Source organism: Paenibacillus apis, assembly GCF_018333295.1.
Taxonomy (GTDB): Bacteria; Bacillota; Bacilli; order Paenibacillales; family Paenibacillaceae; genus Fontibacillus; species Fontibacillus antibioticophila.
The window spans coordinates 206754-227171 of sequence record NZ_BORS01000007.1 but is presented as its reverse complement, the minus strand read 5'-3'; the positions used below and the strand labels follow the sequence as shown (position 1 = coordinate 227171).

Genomic DNA, 20418 nt, shown 5'->3' with positions numbered 1-20418 from the left:
TAAAATTTGTTTGGACCCCAATTCCAATAAATCGAAGAAGGAATCCCAGCCCGTCTCCCCGGCGGCACCGGATTCCTTCTTCACTTTTTAAGAGGTTATTCAACTCGCATTTATACCGAATTACTCTTTACAATTGGACCGAACTTCGGCACAATGTTTCAGTAACTACTAGAAGGTGGAGGAATAAGATGCGTTTACGCGGCAGAAAAGGAATCCGTGAGGAGCTGGAGCAGCAACAGGATATCGTTGTTCTTGATCCGAGGGGCTATAAAGGGAAATGGGCGCAGGTGTTCGGCAATGACCGGCCGCTCTATATTGAGCTGGGCATGGGCAAAGGACAATTTGTCAGCGGCATGAGCTTCAAGCATCCTGCGTGTAATTTTGTGGGCATGGATATGTACGATGAGCTCATCCGGCGCGCAAGCGAGAAGGTGCGTTCGATCTGGAGCGGGACTCCGGAAGGAGAGCCTGCAAATGTGAGACTGGCCTTGGGAAACATTGAATCGATTGAGGAGTTTTTTGCTCCCGGAGAGGTTTCGCGCATCTATCTTAATTTTAGCGACCCATGGCCGAAGAAGAAGCATGCCCGGAGACGGCTTACTCATCCGCGCTTCTTGGATAAGTACTGCTCGCTGCTTAATCAGCAGGGCGAAATTCACTTCAAGACCGACTCACGCGAATTGTTTGAGTTCTCGCTGAATGCTTTTGCGGCCAAGGGACTTCAGATGAGCAATATATCTCTGAATCTTCATAAGGACGGCATCAATGAACAGCATGTCATGACGGAGTACGAGAGCAAGTTCTCCAAGCAGGGAATGCCGATCTATCGTTGTGAAGTGAAGATAGGGGAAGAGGCGCTCGAGGCTTATCATCGGACGAAAATGGAAGAGTTCTAAAAATTAGCACCAACCATACAGGGGCCATCCAAAAGCGGATTGAATGATCTGCTTCTGGATGGCCCCTGCCGATTCAGTTATTATTCTCTGTTAAAAAAGGATGACGCTCGATAAGTTCGATGATAGCTTGAGCGCTCTGCATCGGATAATAGCTGGCGATCCTGTCAAGCATCTCCGCACGTTCGCGAACGACTTCATCGTAATGATGCATCAGTCTATGAATCCAGGCTGTGATATCATCCAGCGAACTGATCGGAGTGCCCCAGCCCTGAGAAGTAAAGTACTGCGAGTTCTCTTCCTCCTGGCCGGGAAGCGGCTTGTGGAACAGCATGGGAATGGCTTTGGCCAGTCCCTCCGAGCAGGTCATACCGCCCGGCTTGGTAACAAGCAGGTCGGACACCTCCATCAGCTTGTCAATTTCACGGGTGAACCCGAGTAAATGAATGTGCGGATGAATAAAGCGCGGATCCTTCCTCATTTTCTCCAAAGATTTCGTATTGCTGCCAAAGCAGAAAATAATCTGAATCTGCTCGCGAAAGGAAGCCAAGTGGGCGTTAACCGCCTCGTCCTTCATGAATCCCCAGCCCCCGCCCATAACCAGCACAGTAGGCATCTCCTTCAAATGAAACTGCTCCCGAATGTCGCTTTTCTGGTGGCGTTCCCAGAAATTCGGGTGGACAGGAATCCCGGTAATTCTGATTTTATGGTCTTCGACCCCGCGTTCCAGCAGCTTTTGCCTCACTTGCTCGGTAGAGACCAAGTAGCTGTTCACCTCGGGGCTAATCCAGGTTCCATGGGCATCGTAGTCGGTGATCACCGTAGCCAGCGGCACATCGAGCAGATCAAGCCGCTTGATCCGGGAGATAATTGCACTTGGAATCGGATGCGTGCATACAATGACTTCCGGATGAAGCTGCTTGATGATTTGAATTGTATCTGTGTAAAACATTCGATGAAGAGCAAGCGTCGTCAATCGGTTCAGTGATTTTTTATAATTGCTTCTATACATCATTCGTATTAACCGTGGTTGCGTAGAGACCGTTTTTTTATAGGCGGTGATAATGATCGGTGCCATCCTGGGGTTCAAGAAGCTTCCCAGCTCCATGACTTTCGTCTGCACCTGTGGCGAAACTCTGCGTAAACTGCTTGATAGCGCATACGCCGCCTGCGTGTGCCCGGCTCCAAACCCTTCGGATAGAAGCAAGACTCTTTGTTTTTGCACTTAGTTTCACCTTTTCCTACAAGGTTTTCCTACCCAATACAATATCCCCTTTAAGGCCATAATGCAACCGTGCTAAGCGCGACAGCAGAGCCGATAATGCCTCCTGCGAGCACGTCTGAAGGATAGTGCAGACCCAGATAAATCCGCGAAATTCCAACGATCACAGCGATTGGTGCCAGAATGAGTGCAAGTAAAGGTTGGGTGGAAATAAAAGGAACAGTAATCGAGAAAATGGCTGTCGTATGTCCGGACGGAAAAGAATGGTCCGTCAGCGGATTACGGAATGTATTTGTTCCCGGAAGCGTCAAATAAGGACGAACCCGGGGGTAGATTTTTTTCGCCAAAGCAACAGGAATATGGCTGGCTGCAAGGGCGGCAAAAGCCTGCAATCCCGTTCTGCTCCATACTGGCGAAGGAGCGAAATACCAAATGGCGAGAGTGGATAATATCGTGAACCAGGCTCCTCCCAGATGGGTCAGATGGTATAGCCAGAAATTAAGAAAGCTGCGATGCAGTCTGCCATTGATCCCGACGAATAACCGTTGATCAAGCTCTACAAGTTTTTGAAACAATCTAGTCATGGGGGTATCCCTCCGCGTTTGGTGTGCCGCACGTACGGCCTTGACTGCCGCTGAAGCCGCATTTCAACGCAGCGATGGCAATATGGCTTGATTATAAAAGACATCTTTATCAAAAAGGTATCATAATTTTTAATTCTGCTTGAGTTAATATACCCTTTTTTTGATTTCTTGTGAATCAATCCTTTGAAGTTCTTGCTGCCCTGATTCAAATATTATCAAACAAGTTTAAAGGAAATTGATGTGTTGTGTAAACATTTTTACCCCAATCTTCGTTTGTATTAAATAGAGAGCGTAACAAACATTTACAAAACGCTGATTTTTTTCGAACGAAGGGGGGACTAAAGAAATAAAAAGAGCTAAAACTGACGAAAATAGGAAAGAATCGCAGCGAAACATGATGGAAACCCTCACTTACCGATAAATGCGCTGACTTCTGCTTATTTTGAAGGCAAGCAAGCTTTTACACCGGTTTGACAAATGGTGAAAACTCATGGAAAATCGAAAAAGCATTGAAATAAGAGCATTAGCTATTCAATGCTGAATGCTGCTTTCCCAGGCCAGCTAGGCAGACAAGGTTTAAGGTTAGGGTCATAAAAAAGATGTAAAGAAAAAAAGGGTCGACAGAAACTCCGCAAGGTAAAGAGAGACAAAACACAAGAATTCATAGGGGTTTAAAGGGGGTACTGAAAACATGTTTAACACGATCATTATTGTATTGCAGGTGCTGCTCGCTGTAATCGGAGTGTATCAGTTCGCTTTGTCGCTGTTCGGTATGTACAAAAAAAAGAAAAAAGAAGTCCACGCTCCGTCCAAATCCTTCGCTGTGCTCGTAGCGGCGCATAATGAGGAGCAGGTTGTCGGCGCTTTAATGGAAAACCTGAAAAATTTGAACTATCCGAAAGAACTGTACGATGTGTTTGTGATATGCGATAACTGTACGGATTCAACTGCTGAAATTGTTAGAAGCCACGGGATGAATGCCTGTGTACGCGTTAACCCGAACCTGCGGGGCAAGGGCTACGCGATTGAGTGGATGCTGAAAGAGCTCTGGAAGATGCCGCGCCAATATGACGCCGTTGTTATGTTTGATGCTGACAATCTGGCACATCCGGACTTTCTGAGCGAAATGAACAATGATCTTTGTTCCGGCGCCCGGGTTATTCAAGGTTATATAGATACGAAAAATCCGGAGGATTCCTGGATCACTGCGTCGTACGGGATCTCTTACTGGTACTGTAATCGTCTCTGGCAGCTTTCCCGGCATAACCTGGGTATGGCCAATTTTCTGGGCGGTACGGGGATGTGCTTTGAGACCGATCTTCTTAAGGAAATTGGCTGGGGAGCCACCAGTCTTGTAGAGGACCTGGAGTTCACCATGCGTTGCGTGAAGCGGGGGATCTACCCGGTGTTTAACTATGATGCGAAGCTGTTTGACGAGAAGCCGCTTACCTTTAAAGCGTCTGCACGTCAACGTCTGCGGTGGATGCAGGGGCATTTCACGGTAGCTCGAAGATATTTCTTCCCGCTGCTCTGGAGAAGCTTGAAGGAACGCAGCATGGTCAAGCTGGACATGGCGCTGTATGGCGTTAACGTCTATATCGTCCTGCTGACATTTCTGTTGACCGCACTGATCTGGTCGGATCAAACGATCTTTGGCGGACCGCATTTTGATACGCTGTACTCGCACTTCCCGTTATGGATTTCCTTTGTTGCGATTGCAGCGAATGTATTTACTTTCCTGGCGGCGATGGCATTGGAAAAGGTGACGTACAAGAAGGTATATGCTTATTTGGTGCTGTTTCCGATCTATCTGCTGTCTTGGTGGCCGATTACGTTCTATGCGTTCTTCACGCAGAACAACAAGCAGTGGAGTCATACGCAGCATACTCGCGTTGTCCGTCTAGAAGAAGTCCAAAAAGGGTAAGGAAACTTAATTATCGACTTTTGATCACGAAGTAAACTCAAGTAGAATATTCGGCGTCGAATCTTGAACTCAGCCTGGGTCTTCCGTTGCTCACGTAGGTTTTGCCAGCTTATGCTTCCGAAGTCGTTTTCTCCGAAAACGTGTAGCTCCGCTACTCAGACCCAGGCTTTATTCAACCTTCTCGGTGCTGAAAAGCCAATAATTAAGTCTTTATTGAGAGGTACCTTAAAAACGGGACTTTGATCACGAAGCAGACTCTAAGGGGACTATTCGACATCGAATCTTGAACTTAGCCAGGGCCTTCCGGTGCTCACATAGGATTTTCCTATGCTCCGCTCCTCAGTCCCTGGCTTCGTCCAACCTTCTCGGTGCTGAAAGTCCCTTTTTTTAAGCTTTAATTGATAAGGTAGCTTTGAAAATTGGACCTTGGTTGCGAAGTTTTTCATCTCTTTCTTCGTTCTATGACAATAGGCGTTAGAAACGGATTTGATGCTGAACTTTTGTATGGAATATCGTATAAAAGTCATCGTTGTAATGTCCAAACAAGCAATTTTGTACGAAAATCCGTACAAATGCTTTCAATTATGGGGTGGACACGCTAGTTTTGTACGATTATTCGTACAAAATGACCTCATATAGTACTATAATGTACTTTTTTATAGGAAGAATCGTATAAAACTTGCTTCGATGACGGTGATGATTTGTACAGAAGATTACACTGAAAAGCTAGTGGGGAGTATGTGGGTACTCAGTGAGTACTCTATGAGTACTCTATGGGTACTCTGTGGGTACTCAGGTGGGGCATAGGGTGGTACTCAGGTGGATTTAAGTTTTAAGTTGGATTAAGTTTGGATCAAGTAAGCGTCTTTAGGGCAGCTTTTGATCATTTCGATCATCTTGATCATGTCGATCATTTCGATATGTGGTGTTTGGTATTTCAACAGGCAACCTGACGCTAACAGCAGGTGGTCCCCGAATTTGTATCCTAATTTTGTATCCTGATCGTGTTTCCTCATTTTATTTCCTTTCGCTTGACAACGATCTGCGTGCTGTGTTAAATTATTTGAGTATTGCAACAATAACTGTTTTGGATTGCAAGCAGAGGCTCTAGCTTCTCACCTGACCGACGATGGCGTTGGCTGGTATTGATCCAATGATTTATGAATGCTTATGTTCATGATGAATTGACGATCAAAAGGGATGCGGGCGCCTAAACCTGCATCCCTTTTTTATTGAACCTAATCAATGGAGGTGGAGAATTATCAGTAAGGAACATATGATCAATGATGAGATTCGGGTGAAGGAAGTTCGTCTGGTTGGACCTGAAGGTGAACAGATTGGAATTAAGCCTACCCGTGAAGCGCTGCAAATGGCAATCGATTTGAATCTGGATCTCGTCAATGTAGCACCGACGGCCAAGCCGCCTGTCTGCCGCATCATGGATTACGGAAAATTTCGTTATGAGCAGCAGAAGAAAGAAAAGGAAGCCCGTAAGAACCAGAAGATCGTGGACATCAAGGAAGTTTGGTTCCGCGCCAATATTGAGGAACATGATTTTCAAACAAAGCTTCGCAATGTGGTTAAGTTCTTGAATGAAGGCGATAAGGTAAAGTGCTCGGTTCGCTTCCGCGGCCGTGAAATTACCCATGCAGATATCGGTAAGAAAATTCTTGACCGCGTCAAGGAAGAGGTTGCCGAGATCTCTGCCGTAGAACGTCTTCCAAAATTGGAAGGCCGCAGCATGATTATGATTCTGGCGCCTAAAAGCTAAGCGCATTGAACACAAACTATGAGGGGGAAGTACCATGCCTAAAATGAAAACTCACAGCAGTCTGAAAGACCGCTTCAAAATTACCGGTTCCGGTAAAGTAAGACGTTACAAAGCAAACCGCAATCACTTGCTGTCCCATAAGTCCAAACGCGCAAAACGTGTATTGGCAAACAGCCCTGTGGCTTATTCCGGTGACGTTAGCCGTTTGAAGCAACAACTTGCAAACTTGAAATAATCATTTACACAACTTATTGGGAGGTTTATTGATATGGCAAGAGTAAAAGGCGGATTTGTAGTTCGTCGTCGTCATAAAAAAGTATTGAAGCTGGCAAAGGGTTACTTTGGTTCGAAACATCGCATTTTCAAAACTGCTAACGAGCAAGTTATGAAATCGATGCAATATGCTTACCGGGATCGTCGTACGAAGAAACGCGACTTCCGCAAGCTTTGGATCGTTCGTATTAATGCGGCTGCTCGCATGAACGGCTTGTCCTACAGCAAATTGATGCACGGCCTTAAACTGGCTGAAGTCAACATCAACCGCAAAATGCTGGCTGACTTGGCTGTAAATGATATTAATGCGTTCAATTCCTTGGCGACTGTAGCTAAAGAAAAAATCAACGCTTAATTTATGAAGTCTATACCGCCGTCACAGAATGACTTGATTCATTCCGGTGACGGCGGTTTTATTATGATGTGTGAAAAGTATATAATTGGGCACGATAAGAGAGGGATTTATAAGGAAGAAATGTGCTGCAGAAGGCAGAAGTTCACATCTACCAAACATAGGATGGGAACTATGTCGAAAGGAAGCGTTTGCTTTTACAAAAAGACGAAACTTATTTAACCATAGGTTATTAAAAGTATGGATTTTAGGTGTTTTTAAAGGTATAATCGGTCTGTGCAGAAATGGACAAAATTTTTAAGGGGGATTATACGTTAATGAACAAGGTCTTCAAGTATTCTCTAGTCATGGTGCTCGCATTGACAATGGTTCTGACAGGATGCGGCAACAACAGCAAGAACAATGCAGCGAACAACACTTCTGATAATGGTGCTGCAACCAACAACTCCAGCGGCGCTGGCAACAGCGGTGACAGCAAGGGCTCCGATATCAAGATCGGCCTTGTAACTGACGTAGGCGGCGTAAACGACAAATCCTTTAACGAATCGGCTTGGGAAGCTCTGGAAGCATTGAACGCTGAGCAAGGTATTCAGCATCAATACCTTCAAAGTACAACAAGCGCGGATTATCTTCCTAACCTGAACGAATTCGTTCAAGGCGGATATGATCTGACTTGGGGAATTGGCTTTGACCTCGGCGATGCTGTTAAACAAGTGGCCGACGCTAATCCGGAAGCGAAGCTTGCCATTATCGACGCGGTAGTTGAAGCTGCCAACGTTGAATCGGTAACCTTTGCCGAGAACGAAGGATCCTTCCTCGTAGGTGTGGTTGCTGGTCTGACTACAAAGACAAATAAGATCGGCTTCATCGGCGGCATGGAAAGTCCGGTTATCAAGCGCTTTGAAGTAGGCTTCAAGGCAGGGATTGAAGCGGTTAATCCTGATGCGAAGCTGACGATTACTTATGCAGGTGCCTATGACAAGCCTGACGTTGGTAAATCTTTGGCGAGCCAATTGTTCGATGACGGCGCGGACATTATTTTCCCAGCTGCCGGACAAACAGGCAACGGCGTATTTAACGAAGCAACTGCACGCAACGCTGCCGGTGGTGCCAACAAATTGTGGGTTATCGGCGTAGATAAGGACCAATCGATTGAATTCGGCGACGAAGTAACGCTGACTTCGATGGTTAAACGCGTTGACGTAGCGGTTAAGAACGTATCCCAGCAAGTTATTGACGGTACGTTCAAGGGCGGACAAGTTACCAACCTGACTTTGAAGGATGACGGTGTAGGCTTGCCGGAAACTTCGAAGGCAAACGTAAGCCAAGAAATCCTGGACAAGGTCGAAGAGTTCAAACAGAAAATTATCAACGGTGAAATTACAGTTCCTGCTGAATAATCCCGTATAGATAAATCTCAAGACCCATTCCGATATGAAAAATGTAAAGCACAAACAAGCAAGGCCAGTGATGTATAACTGGCCTTGTTGTTTGCTTAAATCCCAAATGATGAGGGTGATTTCATGAGCACTGCGGCTGTGGCTCCTGTGGTCGAGTTGAAGCAAATCACAAAGCGTTTCCCTGGCATTATTGCCAATGACTCCATCAGTTTGACCCTCCGCAAAGGGGAAATTCATGCGCTGCTCGGAGAGAACGGCGCCGGCAAATCGACTTTGATGAATATTCTATTTGGTCTTTATCAGCCAGATGAAGGCACGATTGAAATGAACGGCACACCGGTTACGATTGACAATCCGAATAAGGCGATTAAATACGGAATCGGCATGGTTCACCAGCACTTTAAGCTTGTCCAGCCTTTCACGGTGACAGAGAATATCATTCTGGGTATGGAGCCTAAAAAAGGACTAAATATCGACTATAAATCAGCATCCGCGCAGGTGGCCAAGCTGTCGGAACAATATGGACTTCAGGTCAACCCTAACTCGAAGATTCAAGACATTTCGGTAGGAATGCAGCAACGCGTCGAAATTATGAAGACGTTGTACCGGGGCGCTGATATTTTAATATTTGATGAACCTACTGCGGTATTGACACCACAGGAAATTGAAGAGTTAATGGCCATTATGCGCCGCTTGGTGGCGGAAGGAAAATCCATTATTCTAATTACGCATAAGTTAAAAGAAATCATGGAAATTTCGGATCGGGTGACGATCATCCGCAGGGGGAAGGTCATTGATACCGTAGATACGGACAAGACCAATCCGAGCGATCTCGCCGAAAAAATGGTCGGACGCAGTGTTTCGTTCAAGATTGACAAGGACGATCCGAACATTGGCCAGCCTGTACTGGAAATGAATCAGGTAAGAGTGGAAAGCAAAGACGGCGTTTCTCTTCTTAACGGGCTTGACCTGGTAGTCAGAGCCGGAGAGGTCGTCGGAATTGCCGGTGTGGACGGGAACGGCCAGACCGAGTTAATCGAGGCCATTACCGGACTGCGTAAAATCAATTCAGGAACGATTACCCTGTCAGGCAGAAGCATTACCAATCTGCCAACTCGGAAAATTATTGAAAGCGGTGTGTCGCATATTCCCGAAGACCGTCACAAGCACGGTCTGGTTTTGGATTTCTCCGTCAAGGAGAATATGATTTTGGAAACCTATTACAAGACTCCCTACAGTAAGGGCGCTTTCCTGGATCAGCGCACGATTGGCGAATATGCAGGAAAGCTAGTCAAAGACTTTGATGTTCGTACACCGGATATTGAGACCAAGGCTCGTTCGTTGTCCGGAGGAAATCAGCAGAAGGCGATTATTGCGCGGGAAATAGACAAGAATCCCGATTTTCTTATTGCAGCTCAACCTACACGGGGCTTGGACGTAGGCGCCATTGAATTTGTACACAAGCAATTAATCGCGCAACGCGATCAGGGCAAAGCCGTTCTTCTTGTCTCGTTCGAGCTGGATGAAATCATGAATGTTGCCGATCGGATCGCGGTTATTTATGGCGGAAAAATCGTCGGAGAAGTGTATCCGAAGGACACCAATGACCAGGAGCTCGGACTAATGATGGCAGGCTTTATCGATAAAGGGGGACAAAAGGGTGAATAAGCTGCGCAAAATATTTACGCTCGACAGCCTTGTCGTGCCTTTAGTCGCCATTGTGCTGGGCCTGATCGTAGGCGCTTTGGTCATGCTTCTCGGGAATTATAATCCGATTGAGGCCTACTCCGCGCTTATTAAACGTGTGATCGGCAGTCCATATCATGTGGGAGAGACCATTCGTCAGGTCACGCCTCTGATCTTTACCGGTCTTGCTGTTGCCTTTGCCTTCCGTTCAGGGATGTTCAACATCGGGGCGGATGGTCAGGTGCTTATCGGTATGACGACGGCCACGGCCGTATCGTTGTCTCTGGATGGCGTACATGCTCTGGTTTCAGTTCCGCTGGCAGTAATCGCAGGTGGACTTGCAGGCGGATGCTGGGCTGCAATTGCCGGCTTCCTCAAGGCGAAACGGGGAATTAACGAGGTTATTACGACGATCATGCTGAACTGGGTCGCTCTTTACTTCTCGAACTATATTATTCGTCACTTCTTCCTGTTAAAAGGACAGAACCGTTCCGAAGATATTCAGGCATCCGCTTCGATGACCTTCTTGTCTTCAATCTTCGATAATGCCCGTGTGCACTGGGGGACAGTAATTGCACTGATCGCAGCGGCATTCTTTTATATTTACTTATGGAAAACAAAGCAGGGCTATGAAATGCGCGCCGTGGGCTTTAATCAGCATGCGGCTGAATATGCAGGGATGAACGTGGGCCGCAATGTCATCAAGGCGATGTTCATCAGCGGCGTGTTCGCCGGCTTGGCCGGCACCTTTGAGGTGCTTGGCGTATTCCATTTCCAATCCGTGTTTGCTGCATCTCCGGGGTATGGATTCGACGGAATTGCGGTTGCGTTGCTTGGGATGAACCATCCGATCGGCGTTGTATTCGCAGCGATTCTGTATGGAGGCTTGACTTACGGATCGGCAGGCATGAGCTTTGCCGCCGGAGTTCCGCCTGAGCTTATTAAAATCATTATCGGCTCGATTATTTTTTTCATTGCTGCGCAAGGCATCGTACGCTTCATCCTAAAGCCGTTCTATCTCAAGCGCAAGAAAGAGAAGGTGCTGTAATATGGACGTTCTTACGCTGTTAGGCCAATTGCTGAACTCGACGCTCGTGTTTTCTACGGCTTTGATCTTTACGGCACTCGGCGGGATTTTCTCCGAACGTTCCGGCGTAGTCAATATCGGACTGGAAGGTCTGATGATTTTCGGCGCATTTGCCGCCGGAGTAGGCACTTATTATGCACAAGAGGCGGGCATGGGAAGCGCAGCCCCCTGGGTCGGCGTTATATGCGCAATCTTTGTAGGCATCCTGGGCTCGTTGATCCATGCGTTAGCCTCCGTTACCTTTAAAGCGGATCAGACCATCAGCGGTATCGTCATTAACTTCCTGGCGGCCGGTCTGACCTTATTTATTGTGAAGCTGCTGTTTGACGGCTCTGCCGAGACACCGCTGATTAAAGTGTTTCATAAACAGGCTATTCCTTTGTTAAGAGATATTCCGATTATCGGCGAGGGATTCTTCAATGCCTATCCGACCACTTACCTGGCTTTGATTCTGGTGGCAGTAGCATTCTATGTGCTGTACAAAACGCCGTTCGGCCTCCGTCTGCGTTCGGTGGGCGAGTACCCGGGAGCGGCAGACACGCTCGGGGTGAATGTGTCCCGTATGCGTTATATCGGTGTTATGATTTCCGGCGCATTGGCCGGATTGGGCGGGGCAACGATTACGTTAACGACAACCAGTTTGTTCTCGCACAACACCATTTCCGGACAAGGCTATATTGCGATAGCCGCAATGATCTTCGGGAAATGGAATCCGGTGGGTGCCTTTGGGGCAGCGATGTTCTTCGGGTTCTCCCAAGCGATTCGGAACTATGTGCAATTGTTTGAATGGTCCAGAAGTATTCCGCAGGAATTTATCTTCATGATCCCGTATGTACTGACGATTATCGTGCTTGTCAGTGCGGTGGGGAGAGCCTCCGCACCGTCTGCGCTCGGGACTCCTTACGATCCTTCCAAACGCTAATGATCCAAGAACTGTATCCCGAGGCCGAATTCCATCGGCTTTGCGGATACAGTTTTTTTATGCCCATTTCTTAGCCTCAAGGCGATGGCTCAAACAGCGGCGAAGTCCCGGGAATATAGTAATTTGAACGAGATTACGATATACGAAGGAGGAAGCTGAAATGGCCACGAAGGTGACAAGGAAAGAGGCGGAAAAATGGGTCGGGAAATCGATTGTCGCTTATAAAAAGGACGGAAGCGTTGTCAGCGGCAAACTGGTCAAGGTTAGCGGCGGTCGTCTGTACGTAAGGCAGAATCCAGGGAAAAAGGTAAAGACGAAGGCCATCATTCCATTGGTTTTGTTTGATTTGCTTGCAATTGGAGCATCGCCATACGCCTACGGCGGAGGTTATGGAGGCTACGGTTATGGAGGCTATGGACCATACGGGGGATATAGTCCTTATGGCTATGGACCGGGCCCTTATGGAGGGGGCTTCTGGTAAGGACTATCTTCGGTTTAAAAGCTCCTTTTCTAGTTCAAAGCATTGAGAGGGCTTCATGTAACGGATGGTTTGATATCCTAAATTTTTGTAAAATAAGTGTGCTCTGGTGTTGTCGAAGTCTACCATAACCTTTGACTTTACACAGCCGCGTGAACTGGCAAAATTCTCAGCATGTGCCAGGAGCGTCTTTCCAAGGCGGTTGCGACGATAGGATGGAGCAACCGCCATCATGTCAATATAGAGCAGTTCCCCATGCATCATGAAGTGGATAAATGCGATAGGGTCTGATTCATAATCTTTGGATGCTACCAGGGTAACGCCATGGGATAGCCGTTTGGGCACGTCCTTAACCACTGTCTTCAGTTCACTTGGAGACAGGTGGGAGAGCGGGACAAGCTCCTTGCAGATCAGATCATGAATGACAGGATCGTCCTGCTTGGGTCTTCTGTATCTAATCATTTCACACATCCTCCTTGCCTGGGCCATTACCCATATCATATGTCGAAAATCTTAAAGCGTTCGTCTTTTGATCACGAAGTGATTCATGAGGATAATTCGACTTACTTTTGTGCAGATTAAAATTAAGGTATTGACTCTGAATGTAAACTAATCATATAATGTGTCTAAACATTTTAACGACTATATCAAACGGCTATGATGAGGACGAAGGTTAAGGGCTCTTTGCTCAGAGAGTGGATGGATTTGCTGAGACCATCTGCCATTACCCCTTAAATGCGAGCTCACCTCGGAGCTGTTTTTCTGAAAAGTTGGATACCGGTCCCCCGGCATATCCCGCCTATTAGGAGAAATCGTCGGGTCTGCGTTAAAGACCACGGGTAGTAGCTGGAATGCTGTACCCGTCAAGGTCCGATTCCGTGAGGAGTCGGGTAAAAATGGGTGGTACCACGGAAGCAAAGCCTTTCGTCCCTCGGAATAGGAGACTATTCCGGCGGACGGAAGGTTTTTTTGTTATATAAATATATCCAATCTTTGGAAGGAGGATGACTGATGAGCGCGCAAATTCCTGAAGTGCGGTCTACAGAACAATTACGTGAGAAATGGATGAAACCGGAAGTGATTTCCGGCTCCGAAATCTTGCTTCGCAGTTTGCTATTGGAAGGTGTCGAGTGCGTCTTCGGTTATCCAGGTGGGGCGGTATTGTATATCTACGATGCCCTGTACGGATTTACTGATTTCCACCATTTGCTGACAAGACATGAACAAGGAGCGATTCATGCAGCAGATGGCTATGCACGCGCGAGCGGCAAAGTTGGGGTGTGTATTGCAACCTCCGGTCCGGGTGCAACCAATACGGTCACGGGAATTGCAACAGCTTATATGGATTCAGTGCCTCTTGTGGTGATTACGGGGAACGTCGTGTCAAGCTTGATCGGAACCGATGCTTTCCAAGAAGCCGATATTACCGGGATCACGATGCCGATTACCAAACACAGCTATCTGGTACGAAATGTGGAGGATTTGCCGCGGGTGATTCATGAGGCATTCCACATTGCAAATACAGGCAGAAAAGGTCCGGTACTGATCGATATTCCGAAGGATGTCTCGGCAGCCAAGACCTTGTTCGAGCCAGTGCAGAACGTTCATCTGCGCGGCTACCAGCCAACGGTGAAGCCGAACAGACTTCAGCTGGATAAGCTGGCTGCGGCGATTCAAGAATCGGAACGTCCGGTTATCCTGGCCGGCGGCGGTGTCGTCTACGCCGGAGCGCACGAGGCGCTGCTCGAATTCGTAAACATCACTCAAATCCCGATTACCACAACACTGCTTGGTCTTGGAGGTTTCCCGAGCGGACATGAATTGTGGATGGGAATGCCGGGAATGCACGGTACGCTTACGGCGAACCGCTCCATTCAGGAAGCGGATCTCCTCATCAGTCTGGGGGCACGGTTCGATGACCGCGTAACCGGAAAATTGGACGGATTCGCTCCGCATGCGAAAATTGCACATATCGATATCGACCCGGCTGAGATCGGAAAAAATGTGAACACAGATATTCCGATTGTCGGGGATGTCAAGCACGTGCTGGAACTGCTCATCCCGCTTGTGGCTCGGGCAGGCAAAGCGGATGCTTGGAGAGAGAAGATTGCAAAATCCAGCCAAGAGAACCCGTTCAAGTATAAGGACTCGGATACGGTGCTTAAACCGCAATGGGTAATTGAGCTTTTGAACGAAACGACGGAGGGGCAAGCGATTGTAACAACGGACGTAGGTCAGCATCAAATGTGGGCTGCCCAATACTACAAGTTCAATCAGCCTCGCTCCTGGATCACATCCGGCGGCCTGGGGACAATGGGCTTCGGATTCCCGTCGGCCATCGGTGCTCAGATGGCTGCCCCGGATCGGCTGGTTATCTCGATCAATGGCGACGGCGGCATGCAGATGTGCGCTCAGGAGCTGGCGATTTGTGCAATCAACAACATTCCGGTTAAGGTGGTTGTCATTAACAACCAGGTGCTGGGGATGGTGCGGCAATGGCAAGAACTGATCTACGAGAACCGGTACAGCTTCATCGACCTGGCCGGCAGCCCTGACTTTGTGAAGCTTGCCGAAGCGTACGGGGTGAAGGGACTCCGGGCTACGAATAAGGAAGAAGCCAGACAGGCCTGGCAGGAGGCTCTGGATACACCGGGACCGGTGCTTGTGGAATTCGTCGTTGAGAGAGGCGAGAACGTCTATCCGATGGTACCTCAAGGCTCCACAATTGATCAAATGCTGTTGGGGGAAGATTAACATGATGAAGAACCATGCGATATCAGTATTAGTTAATGACCAGCCGGGTGTTCTTCAGCGGGTCGCGGGATTGTTCGGACGCCGCGGCTTCAATATCGAGAGTATTACGGTTGGCCAGTCGGAGGAAGAAGGCTTGTCCAGAATGGTCATTGTGACCCAGGGTGACGACAAGACTTTGGAACAGATTGAGAAGCAGCTCTACAAGTTGATTGATGTTATTAAGGTAGTGAACCTTAGCTCGAGACCGATGGTTGGCAGAGAACTTGCATTGATTAAGGTGAAATCAGAGCCTTCGGAGCGCCCGGAGATCATGGGCGTAGTCGAAACCTTCCGCGCTGCGGTAGTTGATATCGGTACGAGCAGCATGATTGTTCAGGTTGTGGGTGACACCGAGAAAATTGATGCGATGATTGAGTTGCTTAGTCCGTATGGAATTAAGGAATTGTCCCGGACCGGAGTAACTGCTATGATTCGAGGGAACGCTTAGATCGAATCTCGTCCGTGTATGGCGGGAGATTGATGAGATCCTTAACATCGGCAGGGTCTCATGAATCCCCCGTCATACAGGCGGCGAAACAATAAAAATTGGGACGTGCCTATGGCACAGACCCGCAAAATATGGGAGGGCTTTAGAGATGGCAGTAACTTTGTACTATGAACAGGATGCAGAGCTTAGCGTACTAAAAGGAAAAACGATTGCAATTATCGGTTATGGCAGTCAAGGCCATGCCCATGCGCAAAACCTGCGTGAGAGCGGACTTCAAGTCGTTATCGGTCTTCGTGAGGGTAAATCGTTCAATAAAGCGAAGGAAGACGGCTTTGAGGTTCTGTCTGTGGCGGAAGCAACAAAACGCGCGGATGTTGTACAAATTCTTATGCCTGACGAGACGCAAGCATCTGTGTATCATAGCGAAATTGCACCTAACCTGAAAAAGGGAGCAGCACTGCTGTTTGCACACGGCTTTAACGTTCACTTTGGACAAATTGTTCCTTCTCCGGACAACGACGTGCTTCTTGTAGCCCCTAAATCACCGGGCCACATGGTTCGCCGGACTTATGTTGAAGGCTTTGGGGTACCAGGCCTGATTGCAGTTCATCAGGATGCAACCGGCAAAGCGAAGGAAATCGGCCTTGCTTATGCAAAAGGTATTGGCTGTACCCGTGCGGGAGTTATTGAGACTTCCTTCCGCGAAGAAACCGAAACCGACTTGTTCGGTGAGCAAGCTGTACTTTGCGGCGGCGTATCCGCATTGATCAAGGCTGGCTTCGAAACATTGACTGAAGCAGGTTATGCTCCTGAGATGGCTTACTTCGAATGCTTGCATGAGTTGAAGCTGATCGTAGACCTGATCTATGAAGGCGGTCTGGCCACAATGCGTGATTCCATCTCCAACACGGCGGAGTATGGTGATTATGTAACAGGTCCTCGCATTGTTACTGAAGAGACGAAGAAAGCGATGAAGGCTGTATTGTCCGACATCCAACAAGGTAAATTTGCAAGAGACTTTATCCTGGAGAACCAGTCCAACCGTGCCTTCTTGACGGCAACTCGCCGCAATGAAGCTGAACATCCGATTGAAGTTGTGGGTAAAGAGCTTCGCGGCTTGATGCATTGGATCAAGAAGTAAGGTAACCCCAGATTAACGACCTGTTTTTCTTACGTAACTTGAGAACTCCCCTGAGCATTGACTTCAGGGGAGTTCGTTTATCCTTTTATAATCAACTTATAGGTTTAACCTATGAAGTTAATAGTTTCTATATCTTTGTAACTCCATGTATGTTATGTTACAACTGAAATAAGATGATACAAGCGAGTTAGATAAGTTGAACTAAAGGTACTCAAGCTGCTTCATTTTCGGAAAGTATAGTCCAGCTTACTACAGATATAAGCTATCCATGAAAGGGAGTTGTAATTATGGCAGAAGTGAAGAAGATTGCAGTCATCGCCGGAGACGGCATTGGTCCGGAGGTTGTTGCAGAAGCGGAGAAGGTTCTTAAGCGGACAGAGGAGCTGTTCGGCTATCGCTTCGAGACCGAGCATGCTTTGTTCGGAGGAATTGCAATTGATGAGAAGGGGACCCCGCTCCCGGAGGAGACTCTGGCAGTGTGCCGCAAGGCGGACGCAGTACTGCTTGGTGCCGTTGGCGGTCCGAAATGGGATAATAATCCGAAGGAGCTTCGTCCGGAGACAGGACTTTTGGGCATTCGCAAGGCACTGGGGCTGTTCTCCAATCTTCGTCCGGCTGTCGTATTCGACTGCTTGAAGGATGCCTCCACCCTGAAGCCTGAGGTGCTGGAAGGAACCGATTTGATGGTTGTCCGCGAGCTTACAGGAGGCATTTATTTCGGTGAGAAATATCGCCGTGATACCGACCAGGGGCAGGAAGCGGTTGATACATGCGCCTACAACGTGTCCGAGGTTGAGCGTATTGTGCGCCAGGCATTCGAAATTGCACAGAAGCGCCGGAAGAAGCTCGCTTCCGTAGACAAGGCGAATGTGCTGGAGACTTCCCGCTTGTGGCGTGAAGTGGTGAACCGGGTTGCTCCGGAATATCCGGACGTTGAACTTGAGCATGTGCTCGTCGACAACTGTGCGATGCAGCTCTTAAGACGGCCTTCCAGCTTTGATGTCATTGTCACTGAGAATATGTTCGGAGATATTTTGAGTGATGAGGCGGCCATGCTGACAGGCTCGATCGGCATGCTGTCATCGGCATCGCTCGGAGAAGGTAGCTTTGGCCTGTACGAGCCGGTTCATGGCTCTGCACCCGATATTGCAGGCCAGAATCTGGCCAATCCGATTGCAACCATCTTGTCCGTAGCCCTGATGTTCCGGATGACCTTCGGATATGCGGATGCAGCGGATGCGATCGAGCGCGCGGTGGCGGATGTATTGAACGCCGGACACCGTACAGGCGATATCGCAGTCGACAAGAGCAAGGCCATCGGCACAGTTGCCATGGGAGACCTGATCGTCGCAGCAATGTCCAAGTAAAGGGGCGTCAGCAAGAGGCCATCAGCGAGTTGACTTCACAATTGCCCGGTGCTACCATGTGAGTTGATTATTCTTTATTCAGGCGGGTTGAGGTATCATTAACCGGTCTTTAGAATAAAGTAGATGCAATAACATATTAGGGGTTCAGGAATATTCCTGATTTGCTGAAAGGGTGATGGGGAATGAGTTTTTGCTGTGGAGCGAGTATGCTGGGCACGAAAGGGACGTTGAAGCATTATCGTACTCAAGTACACAATGTTCCCCTCCTGTTCTGCCCTGTTTGCCATCGGGTGGAGGTCCACTACAAGGTTGAAAATGAGTATGAGGTATTGGCGGAATATGCGCATAGTGACGGCCTCTCCGAAATCGATTTTCAGGATTTTAGCATGGAGGACGAAGATGAAATCCTCGGCAACTGTGTAAACCGGGAGGATGAGGATCCGCTCGATATTGTTCAGAATCAGATTGACCTGTCGCTGGATTTGCTCTCTGTTGCCGTTCAACTCAATGATACAGAATGGGAAGCGGAGTTGAAGCGAAGACTCGCTGTCATGAGCCGCCGAAGAATGAAGCTGTTGCAAAAACATAGCTGATAAAGAAGAGCCGTCATCTCAAGGATCACTTCCTTGAATGGCGGTTTTTCCTTATTCGAAAGAATTACCAGCTGCAAATCGCAATACTTTTTTTCGGATTTCTGTTTATTTGAGAGTATCCCCTCTTTTTCGACAGTATCTCTGATTGACGTTAATTGGAAAAGTTTACTATGATTGAAATAGTTAATTACATATAGGACAGGCTCTAATTACAGTTTCATAAGTAAGCAAGATTGTGTTCCAGGAAAAGGCGGATGTTTCGTTTCATGATCGTTAGTGTCGTTTATGGCAGGAAAGATCATTAAGAGACAAAGGGGGAACCAGCTTGTTAGGCGAATTTCAAGAGACACTGCTCCAATCTGTAAAAGCATTTCAATCTACTGAATTAGTCATGAATAAATATGAGAATGTACTTCAGCATCTGGATAGCGGGATTATGCTATTTGACACAGAGGGGACCATGACCTTTATCAATGTCCGAATGGCTAAGCTGCTTGAGCTCCCTCGTCAGTCACTGATTGGTTGTAATCTGGCCCAGTTACTGAAGCACCCTGGCATTAGCCATTACAAGAGAAAGAAGATTATCGGGCTGTATCGGGAAACCATTGTGTATCGGAAGAGAAACTTTGAGTTTATGGATGAGTATGGTCGATATTGGCTTGCGACCATAACGTATAGTGATGAGATGGATGGAGACTATCTGGTCAGTGTCAAGGATGTCTCCGAGTTCAAACAGATTGAAGAAACGGCCTATCAGAATGACAAGCTGGCCATGCTGGGGAAGATATCGGCTGCCATCGCACACGAAATTCGCAACCCGTTAACTGCGATTCGCGGCTTTATTCAACTGCTCAAGCCCCATCTTGTTCAGTTGGGAAGGGATGAATATGCGCAGATCATTCTGAGTGAGATTGACCGGGCTAACGATATTATTTATGAATTTCTGAACTCCTCGAAGCCTTCGACTCCGCAGAAGAGCGTAATCAGCGTCGCTTCCCTGCTGAAAGAGGTTGTCCTTCTGACAGAGAGCGAGGCCTTGATGAAGGGTTGCGAGATCAGCATTAAGGAAGTTGCGCCTCAGATGAGCATTGCGGTGGATGTAAAGCAAATCAAGCAAGTGCTCCTTAACATGATCAAGAATGCAATGGAGGCGATCGAGGAAGTAGGCAGTGAGCATTCCGGCCAGATTGAAGTGAAGGCTGAGCTTGAAGAGAAATACGTCAACATTTCTATTCGCGATAATGGAAAGGGAATGGATAAAGCGATGCTGGCAAAACTGTTCTCTCCCTTCTTCACGACGAAGGAAAAGGGAACCGGGCTCGGACTATCGGTCAGCTATAGAATTATAAAAAACCATCGGGGAACGATATTTGCCGATAGCATCAAAGGGGCAGGTACGATCTTTGTGATCTCGCTTCCTTTGGCTACATGAATACAAAACCTGCGCCGCACAGCAGCGGCCGCAGGTTTTTTAGCATGCATAT

General features: G+C 47.8%; 19 protein-coding genes. 16 read left to right on the top strand and 3 right to left on the bottom strand.

The window, feature by feature from the left end:
- Positions 1-188 precede the first annotated feature (188 nt).
- Positions 189-896 carry a tRNA (guanosine(46)-N7)-methyltransferase TrmB gene (gene trmB, locus KI362_RS12300; protein ID WP_301627449.1) on the top strand — a complete coding sequence of 236 codons (708 nt, stop codon included), beginning with the start codon at positions 189-191 and terminating at the stop codon, positions 894-896.
- A 73-nt stretch (positions 897-969) separates the two neighbouring features.
- Here the strand turns inward: trmB and KI362_RS12295 are convergent, their stop codons facing one another.
- The gene (locus tag KI362_RS12295; protein ID WP_301627448.1) at positions 970-2118 is read right to left on the bottom strand and encodes an MGDG synthase family glycosyltransferase; all 1149 of its coding nucleotides are present in this window, start codon (positions 2116-2118) and stop codon (positions 970-972) included.
- A 50-nt stretch (positions 2119-2168) separates the two neighbouring features.
- Complete coding sequence (locus KI362_RS12290) at positions 2169-2699, bottom strand: phosphatase PAP2 family protein (protein ID WP_044477578.1); 531 nt, start codon at positions 2697-2699, stop codon at positions 2169-2171.
- A 691-nt stretch (positions 2700-3390) separates the two neighbouring features.
- Between KI362_RS12290 and KI362_RS12285 the strand changes: the two genes are divergently transcribed.
- The 9 genes from KI362_RS12285 to KI362_RS12245 all read left to right on the top strand — a co-directional run bounded on the left by KI362_RS12285 (position 3391) and on the right by KI362_RS12245 (position 12595).
- Positions 3391-4623 (top strand): glycosyltransferase family 2 protein, encoded by a 1233-nt coding sequence (locus KI362_RS12285; protein WP_044477580.1) that lies wholly within the window; start codon positions 3391-3393, stop codon positions 4621-4623.
- A gap of 1276 nt (positions 4624-5899) precedes the next feature.
- Positions 5900-6394: a translation initiation factor IF-3 gene (gene infC, locus KI362_RS12280; RefSeq protein ID WP_044477581.1), complete on the top strand. Its 495-nt coding sequence runs from the start codon at positions 5900-5902 to the stop codon at positions 6392-6394.
- 34 nt (positions 6395-6428) lie between these two features.
- Entirely contained in the window at positions 6429-6629 is a 201-nt protein-coding gene (gene rpmI, locus KI362_RS12275; RefSeq protein WP_044477582.1) for a 50S ribosomal protein L35, read from the top strand.
- Positions 6630-6662: 33 nt separating this feature from the next.
- On the top strand, positions 6663-7022 hold the full coding sequence (gene rplT, locus KI362_RS12270; protein ID WP_044477583.1) for a 50S ribosomal protein L20: 360 nt from the start codon (positions 6663-6665) through the stop codon (positions 7020-7022).
- 314 nt (positions 7023-7336) lie between these two features.
- The gene (locus tag KI362_RS12265) at positions 7337-8419 is read left to right on the top strand and encodes a BMP family lipoprotein (protein ID WP_044477584.1); all 1083 of its coding nucleotides are present in this window, start codon (positions 7337-7339) and stop codon (positions 8417-8419) included.
- 123 nt (positions 8420-8542) lie between these two features.
- Positions 8543-10087 carry an ABC transporter ATP-binding protein gene (locus KI362_RS12260; RefSeq protein WP_301627447.1) on the top strand — a complete coding sequence of 515 codons (1545 nt, stop codon included), beginning with the start codon at positions 8543-8545 and terminating at the stop codon, positions 10085-10087.
- A complete protein-coding gene (locus KI362_RS12255) occupies positions 10080-11153 on the top strand; it encodes an ABC transporter permease (RefSeq protein WP_301627446.1) in 1074 nt (357 codons plus the stop codon). The genes KI362_RS12260 and KI362_RS12255 overlap by 8 nt, the downstream gene beginning before the upstream one ends.
- 1 nt (position 11154) lies before the next feature.
- Entirely contained in the window at positions 11155-12114 is a 960-nt protein-coding gene (locus KI362_RS12250; RefSeq protein WP_044477587.1) for an ABC transporter permease, read from the top strand.
- A gap of 160 nt (positions 12115-12274) precedes the next feature.
- Complete coding sequence (locus KI362_RS12245) at positions 12275-12595, top strand: hypothetical protein (RefSeq protein WP_044477588.1); 321 nt, start codon at positions 12275-12277, stop codon at positions 12593-12595.
- 3 nt (positions 12596-12598) lie between these two features.
- Here the strand turns inward: KI362_RS12245 and KI362_RS12240 are convergent, their stop codons facing one another.
- Complete coding sequence (locus KI362_RS12240) at positions 12599-13054, bottom strand: GNAT family N-acetyltransferase (protein ID WP_044477590.1); 456 nt, start codon at positions 13052-13054, stop codon at positions 12599-12601.
- 549 nt (positions 13055-13603) lie between these two features.
- Here KI362_RS12240 and ilvB point away from each other — a divergent pair.
- From ilvB to KI362_RS12210, 6 genes are all read left to right on the top strand, one after another.
- Positions 13604-15346 carry a biosynthetic-type acetolactate synthase large subunit gene (gene ilvB, locus KI362_RS12235; RefSeq protein ID WP_301627445.1) on the top strand — a complete coding sequence of 581 codons (1743 nt, stop codon included), beginning with the start codon at positions 13604-13606 and terminating at the stop codon, positions 15344-15346.
- A 4-nt stretch (positions 15347-15350) separates the two neighbouring features.
- Positions 15351-15833, top strand: a complete 483-nt coding sequence (gene ilvN, locus KI362_RS12230) for an acetolactate synthase small subunit (RefSeq protein ID WP_374705659.1) — start codon at positions 15351-15353, stop codon at positions 15831-15833.
- Positions 15834-15981: 148 nt separating this feature from the next.
- Positions 15982-16974, top strand: coding sequence for a ketol-acid reductoisomerase (gene ilvC / locus KI362_RS12225; RefSeq protein WP_044477592.1), 993 nt, complete (start codon positions 15982-15984; stop codon positions 16972-16974).
- Between the two features lie 287 nt (positions 16975-17261).
- Positions 17262-18341, top strand: coding sequence for a 3-isopropylmalate dehydrogenase (gene leuB / locus KI362_RS12220; RefSeq protein WP_044477593.1), 1080 nt, complete (start codon positions 17262-17264; stop codon positions 18339-18341).
- Positions 18342-18523: 182 nt separating this feature from the next.
- Positions 18524-18934, top strand: coding sequence for a hypothetical protein (locus KI362_RS12215; protein ID WP_301627444.1), 411 nt, complete (start codon positions 18524-18526; stop codon positions 18932-18934).
- Positions 18935-19259: 325 nt separating this feature from the next.
- Entirely contained in the window at positions 19260-20366 is a 1107-nt protein-coding gene (locus KI362_RS12210) for an ATP-binding protein (protein ID WP_044477595.1), read from the top strand.
- Positions 20367-20418: the final 52 nt, after the last annotated feature.

Bases quoted from the DNA above. Each gene is read 5' to 3' on its own strand.
- trmB (WP_301627449.1), top strand. From the start codon at position 189: ATGCGTTTACGCGGCAGAAAAGGAATCCGTGAGGAGCTGGAGCAGCAA.
- KI362_RS12290 (WP_044477578.1), bottom strand. From the start codon at position 2,699: ATGACTAGATTGTTTCAAAAACTTGTAGAGCTTGATCAACGGTTATTC.
- KI362_RS12285 (WP_044477580.1), top strand. From the start codon at position 3,391: ATGTTTAACACGATCATTATTGTATTGCAGGTGCTGCTCGCTGTAATC.
- infC (WP_044477581.1), top strand. From the start codon at position 5,900: ATGATCAATGATGAGATTCGGGTGAAGGAAGTTCGTCTGGTTGGACCT.
- rpmI (WP_044477582.1), top strand. From the start codon at position 6,429: ATGCCTAAAATGAAAACTCACAGCAGTCTGAAAGACCGCTTCAAAATT.
- rplT (WP_044477583.1), top strand. From the start codon at position 6,663: ATGGCAAGAGTAAAAGGCGGATTTGTAGTTCGTCGTCGTCATAAAAAA.
- KI362_RS12265 (WP_044477584.1), top strand. From the start codon at position 7,337: ATGAACAAGGTCTTCAAGTATTCTCTAGTCATGGTGCTCGCATTGACA.
- KI362_RS12260 (WP_301627447.1), top strand. From the start codon at position 8,543: ATGAGCACTGCGGCTGTGGCTCCTGTGGTCGAGTTGAAGCAAATCACA.
- KI362_RS12250 (WP_044477587.1), top strand. From the start codon at position 11,155: ATGGACGTTCTTACGCTGTTAGGCCAATTGCTGAACTCGACGCTCGTG.
- KI362_RS12245 (WP_044477588.1), top strand. From the start codon at position 12,275: ATGGCCACGAAGGTGACAAGGAAAGAGGCGGAAAAATGGGTCGGGAAA.
- KI362_RS12240 (WP_044477590.1), bottom strand. From the start codon at position 13,054: ATGATTAGATACAGAAGACCCAAGCAGGACGATCCTGTCATTCATGAT.
- ilvB (WP_301627445.1), top strand. From the start codon at position 13,604: ATGAGCGCGCAAATTCCTGAAGTGCGGTCTACAGAACAATTACGTGAG.
- ilvN (WP_374705659.1), top strand. From the start codon at position 15,351: ATGAAGAACCATGCGATATCAGTATTAGTTAATGACCAGCCGGGTGTT.
- ilvC (WP_044477592.1), top strand. From the start codon at position 15,982: ATGGCAGTAACTTTGTACTATGAACAGGATGCAGAGCTTAGCGTACTA.
- leuB (WP_044477593.1), top strand. From the start codon at position 17,262: ATGGCAGAAGTGAAGAAGATTGCAGTCATCGCCGGAGACGGCATTGGT.
- KI362_RS12215 (WP_301627444.1), top strand. From the start codon at position 18,524: ATGAGTTTTTGCTGTGGAGCGAGTATGCTGGGCACGAAAGGGACGTTG.